At 41.6% G+C, this 10526-nt stretch carries 12 protein-coding genes; 7 read left to right on the top strand and 5 right to left on the bottom strand.

What is annotated here, in order from left to right:
- From JL57_RS07110 to JL57_RS07080, 7 genes are all read left to right on the top strand, one after another.
- Positions 1 to 1510, top strand: a 1510-nt coding sequence (locus tag JL57_RS07110) for an RHS repeat-associated core domain-containing protein (protein ID WP_034141360.1), incomplete at its 5' end; no start/stop codon positions are given.
- Between the two features lie 4 nt (positions 1511 to 1514).
- On the top strand, positions 1515 to 1958 hold the full coding sequence (locus tag JL57_RS07105; protein ID WP_034141359.1) for a hypothetical protein: 444 nt from the start codon (positions 1515 to 1517) through the stop codon (positions 1956 to 1958).
- 863 nt (positions 1959 to 2821) lie between these two features.
- Entirely contained in the window at positions 2822 to 4057 is a 1236-nt protein-coding gene (locus JL57_RS07100) for an IS110 family transposase (protein WP_034141358.1), read from the top strand.
- 43 nt (positions 4058 to 4100) lie between these two features.
- Entirely contained in the window at positions 4101 to 4535 is a 435-nt protein-coding gene (locus JL57_RS07095) for a hypothetical protein (protein WP_034141357.1), read from the top strand.
- A gap of 9 nt (positions 4536 to 4544) precedes the next feature.
- Positions 4545 to 4976, top strand: a complete 432-nt coding sequence (locus tag JL57_RS07090; protein WP_034141356.1) for a DUF4304 domain-containing protein — start codon at positions 4545 to 4547, stop codon at positions 4974 to 4976.
- 510 nt (positions 4977 to 5486) lie between these two features.
- Positions 5487 to 5930 (top strand): PIN domain-containing protein, encoded by a 444-nt coding sequence (locus JL57_RS07085; protein ID WP_034141355.1) that lies wholly within the window; start codon positions 5487 to 5489, stop codon positions 5928 to 5930.
- On the top strand, positions 5923 to 6129 hold the full coding sequence (locus JL57_RS07080) for a hypothetical protein (RefSeq protein ID WP_291299797.1): 207 nt from the start codon (positions 5923 to 5925) through the stop codon (positions 6127 to 6129). The genes JL57_RS07085 and JL57_RS07080 overlap by 8 nt, the downstream gene beginning before the upstream one ends.
- Before the next feature lie 1196 nt (positions 6130 to 7325).
- Here the strand turns inward: JL57_RS07080 and JL57_RS07075 are convergent.
- From JL57_RS07075 to JL57_RS07060, 5 genes are all read right to left on the bottom strand, one after another.
- Positions 7326 to 7952: a Fic family protein gene (locus JL57_RS07075; RefSeq protein WP_291299796.1), complete on the bottom strand. Its 627-nt coding sequence runs from the start codon at positions 7950 to 7952 to the stop codon at positions 7326 to 7328.
- Complete coding sequence (locus JL57_RS07070) at positions 7942 to 8139, bottom strand: antitoxin VbhA family protein (protein ID WP_034141354.1); 198 nt, start codon at positions 8137 to 8139, stop codon at positions 7942 to 7944. Before JL57_RS07070 ends, JL57_RS07075 begins: the two co-directional genes overlap by 11 nt.
- Before the next feature lie 584 nt (positions 8140 to 8723).
- Entirely contained in the window at positions 8724 to 9344 is a 621-nt protein-coding gene (locus tag JL57_RS33770) for a type II toxin-antitoxin system PemK/MazF family toxin (protein ID WP_291299795.1), read from the bottom strand.
- 232 nt (positions 9345 to 9576) lie between these two features.
- Positions 9577 to 9789, bottom strand: coding sequence for a helix-turn-helix transcriptional regulator (locus tag JL57_RS33765; protein WP_291299798.1), 213 nt, complete (start codon positions 9787 to 9789; stop codon positions 9577 to 9579).
- A 401-nt stretch (positions 9790 to 10190) separates the two neighbouring features.
- Complete coding sequence (locus JL57_RS07060) at positions 10191 to 10430, bottom strand: DUF2922 domain-containing protein (RefSeq protein WP_034141353.1); 240 nt, start codon at positions 10428 to 10430, stop codon at positions 10191 to 10193.
- Between the last annotated feature and the right edge of the window lie 96 nt (positions 10431 to 10526).

The raw sequence follows: 10526 nt of genomic DNA, 5'->3' as shown, positions 1-10526 counted from the left end.
AACAGATTATCTTTATAGAGGGGAACAACTTCTTAAGGAATATACAGGAGAAGGCTCACCCCTTGCCGAATACTATACGGCAAACGGAAAGGTCATCGCCCGCAATATGTTCGGCTTCCATAACCGAAAAACCTGGGGAAATGCCGATAACATCAGAACCAGGGGCGGGTTAATGTACTACCATTACGATGCCTTGGGCAATGTGACGGACTTAACCGATCGCCTGGGCGAGAATGTGGTGAAATACCGCTGGGATGCCTTCGGCGGCATGTTCGCCGGAGTGCTTGCTCCCTACAGCCGGATGGGCATAACAGGGAAGGAATACGATCCAAAGACAGGACTAGCCTTCTTCGGTTCACGTTGGTATAACCCTATGGTTGGGCAGTTTATCATGCCGGATACCTTCATGGGTCAACTGAACAAGCCGCAAAGTTTGAATACTTATGCTTATGCCTGGAATAACCCGGTAAACCGGACTGATCCAACCGGGCACTGGGTTGATAATAGTGATGGGACCTATACGGCCGAATCAGGGGATACTTTATGGGGCTTAGCTGAACAAACAACCGGTAATGGGAGCAACTGGACGGATCTTGGTTATACTGGAACACCGGAAAATCTACAAATTGGAGAAACGATTGGGACCTCATCAGGAGGCACGTCATCTGGAGATACAACATCAGGAGGCACGTCATCTGGAGGTACGTCATCAGAAGGTACAACATCAGGAGGTACGTCATCAGGAGGCACGTCATCAGGAGATACAACATCAGGAGGCTCGTCATCAGGAGGTACGTCATCAGGTGGAGGCAGTTCTGGTGGAGGAGGTTCTAGCGGAGGAGGAGGAGGCAGTTATACCCCACCACCGCCGCCTGAAGGTGGAAGTATTTCGCTGCCGACGATTGAAAATGCCCTTCAGGGGACGAGTGATGCTGATCCAACATTTGAAGTGAAGGCATTAGGTTACTTGCAAAATGGTCTTCAATTTTTGGACGAACTTGGTACTTCAATGATGATTAGTGACCCTATTCCAAATGGTTCACTAAATGCTCTAGGGCCAGTAGGAGTAGGACTGTCATATGCTGACAATGTACTTGGCGGTATATTTGTAGCAATAGGCAAAGGTGGAAAGTTTATCGAAAAAGGTTTAATGAAATTTGGTGAGGGCGCGGGGAGTAACGTTGCAAAAGGATGGAAAGTCGGTGACCCGATTGATAACTTGACAAAGGCAGGAAATCAGCCTTCTTGGAGTACTGTAAGGCAAAGGCATTGGAAGAATGAATCATATTATAACTCTCAGAATTATCCTCCTGAGAATATTGTAAGAATGCAGAAGGGATTGGCTCCACAAAGGTTTAATGAATTGACCGGAAAGATGGAATCAATGGAATTACACCATGTAATACCTCAGAGGTCAAATTTACCAGGTATTAATAATTATGATAATCTAAGGCCAGTATGGCCAGATGAACATCAATTAATTGATCCATATAGAAAAACAGGGAGGTAGATTAATGCCAAGTTTTGATAAGGATTTTATGAATGCTAAAGGAGTTCCAATTAAATATAAAGATTTGGAACTTATTAGAATTGACCGAATTCCGATTAAAAAGAAATTTTCTGGCTATTTGAGAGTCATATCAACTAATTCAGAATGGAAACAAGGAATACGCATAAAAGTAGATGGTTTGATGACTATTAATTCATGTGAAGGAAATGACTTCATCATATGGGCAGATGACATTAAAGGGGATATTCCTTTCGAGGGAACCTCAAAAAAATCACAATTGATGGTATGGAATGCTTGGGATACAGGTGGTGGTCGAGTTGATGCATGGCTAAACGGCGCAGCAATGATTCTTGAATTAAATGGAAATACTAGAAGATATAAATGCAATGACTCTCACCCAGATGAGAACTTCGATGATATTATATTTGAAGTAATATTTAGTGAATGATTTTCATTAATAGGTCACATCGTTTCGGATAATGTTACATTGGGGAAAAAGCAAATTTGTGAGCTTTATCTTTAATTTCATAGGGGCCAGGCATGACCCCTATGAAAACCTTTGATAAAAGCGATAATCTGCAAAACCTGACCTCGATTACAACCCCGTAACCGCAAATCTAACCCCGATATCTATGTGCTTCCGACCCGCATTGCGGGGCGGTGTAAGCCGGAGCGGGGAAGCTCTGCGACCCCGCTCCTTTAACCAGCACAGTTTTCGACCCCATGGTTCACCCTGTGATTGAGGGGATGAAGGCACATTTTGGGGGTATATTTTGAAGGGAAAGGTTCTTTCGCAGAAAGCTGCCAAATCCGGTTTTATTTTTGCTGGATGGGCAAACACCTTATGGCGGTTAACAAAACGCGACACAGGCGTACACGGTGGCTCAGGGCGTTAAGCATTTGGGAGCCGTATAACGAGCGTATTTATGAAAATGTAATATGCAGCTTCTGTAGACTGCCGGTAACGAACATATAAACTGGTTTGTACCCCATGGTTCATGGTGAACCATGGATTTACAGGAAATCTGTTCTGTGGTAAAATTTGCGCCAAGAGGGGGTTTAAGGGGGTAACTCTAACTCTCCCTTTTTTCTTTTTCTGCATATGACAGATTTGATACAAGCGCAGAAATGACTTGCAATCCGTTTCAGACAGAGTTAACATCACACACCAAAGCAAATAACCTGTTTGAAACTGTGAGTCTTGCGGTAGATAGGCTGTCGCGCCCTTGCCCGTTCTGAGAACGAAGGCTATCATCTGAGGTTGCCGGTACTCGGGCTTTATGTGGATGGCAGGACAAAAGAAGGGATGATATGCAGAGGAGAGAAAATTACCTCTATGTCGGTATGGACTTGCACAAGGAAACCCATACTGCCGTAATGGTGAATTGCTGGAATGAAAAATTAGATGCAATTGTCATCGAAAACAAGCCCAGCGAGTTCAATAAGCTGGCAAAGAGAGTAAACAAGATGGCTGTAAAACTGGGTCTGTCCCCGATTTATGGCTTGGAAAACGCCTATGGCTACGGCAGGAGCCTTGCCGTTTGGCTGATCGAAAAGGGCTATACAGTGAAAGATGTAAACCCATCCTTGGCTTACGACCAGCGCAAAAGTGCACCCATGATGAAGAAAAACGACGAGCACGACGCATATTGCGTGGCAACGGTGCTGATCAACCAGCTTCATACCCTGCCCGACGCAAAGCCGGAGGACAATCACTGGACGATGTCACAGCTTGTCAACCGCCGGGATACTCTTGTCAAGGACGGTATACGGCTGAAAAACGCCTTGCATGAGCAGGTGTCGGCTGCTTACCCAAGCTACAAAAAATTCTTCTGTGAAATCGACCGGAAAACGGCATTGTACTTTTGGAAAAACTATCCGTCACCCGGCCACTTGAAAAATAAATCAGCGGAGGATTTAATGGCAGAACTAAAAGCTGTATCTGCCAATTACACCAAAAGCAAGGCAGAATTAATTCTTGAATGTGTCCAAAACGATGGCAATACCATCCGTGATTATCAAGCTTCAAGAGACTTCATCACCCAAAGCCTTGTCAGGGATTTAGAGCATCAGGCAGTTGAATTGGCTCAAATTGAAGCAGAAATCGAAAAAATGTTGGCTTGCTTTGAGTACAAACTGACCACCCTGCCCGGTGTCGGCAACGCGATAGCAAGCAAGCTCATTGCCGAAATAGGCGACATACGTCGTTTCCCTAATGCCGATAAACTGGCCTGTTTCGCAGGGATTGCTCCGAAAAGCTTTAGTTCTGCGGGCAAAGGCAAGGATGAAAGCAACAAGCAGGGCAACCGTGAGCTGCACGGATTGTTTTATTTTCTGGCGGTATCAATGGTGTCTGTTTCAACAAAAGGAAAGCCTTATAACCCCATATTCCGCATCTATTTTCTTCGCAAAGTCAGCGAAGGTAAGACGAAATCGCAGGCTTTGGTCTGCATCATGCGGCGGCTGGTCAATATCGTCTATGGTATGATGAAGAACAAGACGGAATACAGACCTTACGAGCCTGAAACGACGAAACAACAGGCATAATGACTGAAAAATGCATATCCTGCCCGAGAGGAGAGTGAGAAATATGCGAAAGAAACTGCCGGTGCTGTTGATTGCGCTGATTATCCTGCTGCAAGCTTTTACCCCTGCCGTTTTTGCCGCTTCAAAAAACAAGGTACAGTCTCAAACAGCATATCTCTGTCCTTTTGATCCTACATCTGAGGGCGCGGGTAAGGCTGTACCATATACTAAGTCTACAATGAAGCTTGGTCAAGAAATGCACAAGGCATATAAGGCTGATCTTGCAGATGGCATAACAAAGTTCAAAGAGTATATTCTTCCAAGTGGCAAAAGAATTGACTTTATTGATTTTGAAACGAAGACGATACATGAGTTGAAGCCTTATAATCCAAGAGCAATGAAGGCTGGCGAGAAACAATTAGATCAATACCTACAAGAAATTCAAGGAAATGTTGAAAAATTTGGTGAAGGATGGAAAGTGCAACTAGATACTTATTAGGAGGCTGTTATGGATAAAAAAGAATTTAAAAAGGCACTTGATAATATACTCTCGCAATATGGTTTTCAGTATATAAATAAGGCATTCTATCACGACAATGAGGAAATAATTACTGTCATAACAACTCAGAAGTCCAATTATGAAAATAGCTATTTTATTAATTTCGGGTTTCTTATAAAACGAGAAAGTCCCGAAGTAAAATATCCAAAAGTAACTGATTGTGATGTTTTCGGGAGATTCGTCTTAGAGTGTTGTGGAAAGCAGTACCAAAGTGTTGATTTGGATTTCTTTGCTAATGAAACACTATCTGCCGCTGCTATTCAGTTCATAGATGCTAATATTAAACCAACAATTGAATGTGGCTTATCAAAGTACTTTGAAGTTAATCCGAAAGCAATTTTCGTTGCGTCACTAAAAGCAAAAAGGTACCTTAATCTGTGACTATTCATTTGAAGACCAAGTATTTAGTAATAAAGATACTGACCGCATAATAATAATTCTGCAGCTAGTTTTTCGGCACAACGATTCTAACAAACAGATGTGTCACAAGGGTCCAGCGAAAAGTCAGCTGGACCCGTTTTCTATTGCAGTGAATTTTGCCTCAGTTTTGCAGTGAGCAAGTCGATGAGGTACTGTTGAAGTGCTATAGTAGAAACAATCTTACGGAAAAGGGCTACGAAGCTTGGCCTTGAGAATTCACGCGTTATCACCTTCTAATCGGAAGATATACCTTAAAAAAGTAAAGGTATCCTTCGCGATTATGGGGAGATTTCGGAAATGTCAAGGGGTTTTGGCTGATTTCCGAAAATAATTTTGTCTAATAATTAGTTCCAGTTATTCACTCTTAATGCTAGGTCCTGTATTAATAAAGACTTTTACAATTCATGGATTCATGGATTGATGTTTTGCGATAATTGCCGCATAATATAATCATGAAGCGAGGTGTAACCGATGAAGGTTTATTTGGACGTTTGCTGTCTCAACAGGCCCTTTGATGACCAAACGCAGGACAAGATAAGAATTGAGAGCGATGCCATAATCGCCATATTAGCAAAATGTGCGTCAGGAGAATGGCAGTTGCTGTCAAGTGAAGTTCTTGATATAGAAATTGATAAAACACCTGATAATTGGAAACAAAATAAGGTCTACGAGCTTTATAAGCTGGCCGAAGATAAAATTATGTTAAATAACACTATTATAAAACGGGCAACCGAAATTCAAATTTCCGGAGTTAAAGCCTTTGACAGTCTACACTTGGCTTCGGCAGAATATGCAAAAGCTGACGTGTTTCTGACTACAGACAAAAACTTGCTACATATGGCAAGGAGGTTAAAGCTGGACGTTACTACAGCAAACCCACTAAATTGGTTTATGGAGGTTGATGAAGATGAGTAGCATAATGCATAAAGATTTAAGCACTATACGCAGATTAGGCATTGAGGCTTTAACGGAAAAGCTTGGGCCTGTAGGTATGGTTGAGTTTATTCGGCAATTTGATTCCGGTTACGGTGACTATACCAAAGAACGTCATGAATGGTTAGATGGTATAGATATTGAGACAATTGTAAAACAGGCGAAATTGGTAAGAAACTGACAAAGATATCTGAGGTGCTCGATAAATAACTACTGGAACCACTATACCCGAACAAGTTAATATTCTTGGCGACTAACCATCGATCTTCAAAGTCTCAGGTTTTTGCGACCTGGACTTTCTTTTTGTTGGCATCACTAAGTAAGGGGTCAGTAATGACCCCTATGTAAACCCTTGAAAATGCGGTAATCCGTAAAGCATGACCCCGCTTGCAACCCCTTCGCACGAAATCCGACCCCGATTCCTACGTGCCTCTCAGCCCGCATTGCGGGCTGATGTGAGCCGTGTCGGGGAAGCTTTGCGACCCCGACACTTTAACCTGCACAGTTTTCGCCCCCATGGTTCACCCCGTAAATTAAGGTGACATAGAACATTTTGCTCTGCGTTTCGAAGGGAAATACTCTTTCGCAGAAAGCCGCCAAATCCGGTTTTATTTTTGCTGAATGGGCAAACCCTTAAGGCTGTTAACAAAACGCGACACAGCGGCACACAGTGGCTCACGTTGCCAGACAACAATATTAGCAAACTTGCCATTGGCATTAAACATTTGTGTGCCGGATAACGAGGGCCTATATGAAACGCACAGCTTCTGTAGACTGCCGGTAACGAACATATAAATCGGCTTGTACCCCATGGTTCATGGTGAACCATGGATTTACAGGAAATCTGTTCTGTGGTAAAATTTGCGCCAGAGGGGGGTATAAGGGGGTAAAGCTTATTCCTGTTCCCCCTCTTTTTCTTTTCTGCATATGACAGTTTTGATACAAGCGCAGAAATGACTTGCAATCCATTTCAGACAGAGTTAACATCACACACCAAAGCAAATACTCGTCTCGCTTCGCTCGGTAGGCGCTCGGTAGGGGACCGCTCGGTAGGGGACTGGTACTTCCCGAATATTGTCGACTCCCTATGGGGGTTCGTTGATGTAGCACTATTGAATATGTCAAAAACAATTGGAACCCAGTACCCAAATTAGTAATTGATTGAACGGTCTCTTAAAGGGATCGAGATCCCACGCCAAAGTGAGCTTCGAGGATGATGAGCTCTATTTAGCGTTTCAGGTTCATGCTGGAAAATACAATTTTATGGCGATTACTGGTTCTAAATGCACCTCAGCAGAATTCCATATAATTTCCATCAAACCGGCTTCTACCAATAAAACGCACCTAGCCCTAGGTGCGTTTTATTGCTTTTTGCAGTTACTTGTTTTCTATGGATTGAAAGATGCAACTTATTAATGGTTCAATACTTTTAACCGCAGTAATCATCGCCTCTAACAAGACTTCACTTGTAATCAAGGACCAATTAATAATATAACCTCTTTCAAATGCCAACTGCCGTATAAATTCCCTGATACTTCTGCCATTTCCTTCTCTGAATGGATGAATCATATTGAGTTCTGACATATAGTAGGCAGCCCTCTTGGAAAATTCTTCAGTACTCAAGTCTCGTAAATGGTTTTCCTTATTTAGTTTACGAAATAAGAATTGTAAGTTTTCCTCAATAAATGGACTATCACAAAAAGGGGTACTTCCCTTTGCGATAAACTCCCTCCTCAGCTTTCCTGCAAAAGGATAAACATCCTGAAAAATATATTTATGAATCCGTAGTAAATGGGTAATACCAAATTTACCTTTTACAGTCTGCTCATTTTCAAGTTCATATTGCCGAATCATTGTAATATCTGCTTCGTACTCAGCCAGAGCTTTTGCATCACGGATGTTTTCCTTGTTAATTAATATATCCGTTCCTTTATAACAATAGATTGACTGCCGATTTTCTAAAGGGTCATAAGTTGAAAAGCCGCTACCCATTTCATCGTCCAAATTTAGCAGAGTGCCTTTCCTTTATCCTCGCAACTGCCTCTCTGCTGGTAATTTTATCTTCAAGGTACTGTTTGCCAAGTGCCTGAGCATGTAAACTCGGTTGTAATCCTTCCATCGCCATTGAAGCCCCAACACTGGAAATTACTCTTTTATGATTCCTTACACCCTTTATATCACTCGTTTTCAAAGCGATTCACCTCTTAAGATTATTATACGCAAATCCATGATATAAGACAATTTATTAACCTACGTTCAGCTCGAAATTAACGGTGCAAGTAATCGACTTGCCAACCAGTGGCAAGTCAATTACGGGGTTAGGCTTATCTTGTGGTCTTTATCGCGACGTGATAGACAGAATCGCGCTGCACCTTAATGCTTACATATACACGAAAGACTCTTAGCAGCTGTAACTATTGCTGGCTTTCCAAGCTAATACTGTGAGCGGAGCCAAAGTAAATTGGCTAAGCCCAAAAAGCCATCGAATGGTATCTGCGTGATGGAAAAACAGCACCAGATTTAATGGTACCCTTCGGAAATAAAAGGAGCTTTAATCGGTATATAGGTTAATGATTCCTACGAAGACAAAATGATAAAATATGGTATAATGTCCTTGGGAATGAGAAAAGACCCCCTATCCTGAAGGTCTTAGAAAATTAAAAGTCGGCATTACCATGCCGACAACTAAAAGTTGTGTTTACACTCCAAAGACTATTTGGAGTATTTCAAAGTATGTTGTACTTAAATTTTAAACCTAAAGTTACTAAATGTCAACTAGAGTAATCTATTAAATGCTTGTTTAATAAGGGAAAAATTCTCATGAGTAATTTTAGCCACAAAAGTATTATCTAATCGTTTTTTATCAATAGTTCGAATTTGAGCTAAATTAATGTATCCGGTAATTTCGGTTTTATAGTTTGGTTCTAATTCCACTGGTATTTCATAATAATCTAATTTTTTGGATACACGTTGCCCTTCATCATTTGTAAATTCAATCGTATAATTGTCTCCAACTTTCGTTGTTACACAATTATTATGAGTTGATATTGGAGCTACAATAGTAGTGAATGAACTAGAATTACCTTTATCATTTTGTAAAATTACAACAGGCCGCTTGCTGTTTTGTTCACTCCCAATATTATGTCCTAAATTACAATAAATGATATCTCTTTTATAAATATGCTCTATACGCCCTTGAAATTGAATTTTATTCTGTTTGATAATCCAATTTAAATACTTCTCTCTATTTCTAAGATTTATAAGGAACTTTTTAGGATCGACAATTTCTTTGGTAAAAATCTTTTCTATTCTTCCTAAAAGATTTTTAATAGAAGCCATTAACAGCGAGATTTCTTTATTAATATCTTCAGTATTAGTTTCCTTTTGAATAGTCAAACCTATTCCTCCATTTCTATCCAATAATCTTCGGCATAAAGGAGGAGAATCCTTCACAATATGGAAATATTATTCATGACTCAGGGGATATTCTGGAGAAAATCCGGGCCACTTTTGAAGGGTATTGGAATAATCAAGGGCGCAATCCACTGGTACCTCCCGGAATTTGTCGAATACAATTTTCTGTTTTCGTATAATTGAGGGAGAGAAGCTATGATACTTATACTAAAGATCATTTGAGTTCTTGTTCCAAGTTGCGAAAGACATCCGCATTAAAAAAGTCCGGCAGCGAGATTTCCAAACCATCACACAACTTTTTAATCGTTACAATTCCGGGGTTTAAGCTTTCGTCATTTAGGATGCTTTTTATAGTCGATTGTGGTATGGCGGCACGATAGCTTAAAGCATTGGGTGTTATTTTCCGTTCTTTGCAAAGCTCAACGATTTATGTTCGCGGTGGGTCGATACTCGGCGTAACGGATCACTACCGCTCACCGTTCCGCTCAGGCTCCTGGACCCTCTCTTGGATGATGAGAATAAAGAAGAAGCCCGCTCTTAAAGAGTGGCGGGTTTCTTCCCTTTACGATCCGCCGCAGGCTTAAACAACCGCGGATACAATATCTTATGTTATGGCCGGCCAGGTTGTTACATAATAATAAAATCTCGTAAGATTGTCGTAGGCTTACAAGGTTCCAAGAGGTGGAAGCAATCCATCCAGGATGCCAACGAGGTAAGCAGGCCGCTCATGATTTATCTGAGGTGTTCGGGAAAGAAGACAAAGAAGAAGGAGGCGCCTAAAGAACTGGGTGCAGTTCAAAGCCGCCTCCTTTTCTGTGGGCAAATTGCTTACGTCACCGGTGGATCGTAGAGATCGTTGGTGGTCATATCGATCACCCTGATATCTCGTATCGCAGCCAGTTCGCCGCTGGGACTGTTAATAATATTCTTGCCTATAACCGTTTCCATCACAGTCTGGGCCTCAGACAGTGTCAGGTTCTCCCTCGGCTGTTGGACGGAAATAACGAAGGATTTGCCGCCGGTGGTAAGAAAAGTTAGCTTTAACACCTTGCTTGTAATAATCGCCATTTTAATCACCTCCTAAAGATTTACTTTGACTTTTCATAGCTGGTCTTTCAGGCAGATTTTCCAGCTGCTTATTCATTAATAAGCTCCCAGTTTTTG

This window comes from Desulfosporosinus sp. BICA1-9 (assembly GCF_000802135.1).
Note: the sequence above shows the minus strand (reverse complement) of the source record. Positions and strands in the feature narration are given on the sequence as shown.

Bases quoted from the DNA above. Each gene is read 5' to 3' on its own strand.
- JL57_RS07080 (WP_291299797.1), top strand. From the start codon at position 5,923: ATGAGTAGCATAATGCATAAAGATTTAAGCACTATACGCAGATTAGGC.
- JL57_RS07060 (WP_034141353.1), bottom strand. From the start codon at position 10,430: ATGGCGATTATTACAAGCAAGGTGTTAAAGCTAACTTTTCTTACCACC.
- JL57_RS07085 (WP_034141355.1), top strand. From the start codon at position 5,487: ATGAAGGTTTATTTGGACGTTTGCTGTCTCAACAGGCCCTTTGATGAC.
- JL57_RS07095 (WP_034141357.1), top strand. From the start codon at position 4,101: ATGCGAAAGAAACTGCCGGTGCTGTTGATTGCGCTGATTATCCTGCTG.
- JL57_RS07100 (WP_034141358.1), top strand. From the start codon at position 2,822: ATGCAGAGGAGAGAAAATTACCTCTATGTCGGTATGGACTTGCACAAG.
- JL57_RS07105 (WP_034141359.1), top strand. From the start codon at position 1,515: ATGCCAAGTTTTGATAAGGATTTTATGAATGCTAAAGGAGTTCCAATT.
- JL57_RS07090 (WP_034141356.1), top strand. From the start codon at position 4,545: ATGGATAAAAAAGAATTTAAAAAGGCACTTGATAATATACTCTCGCAA.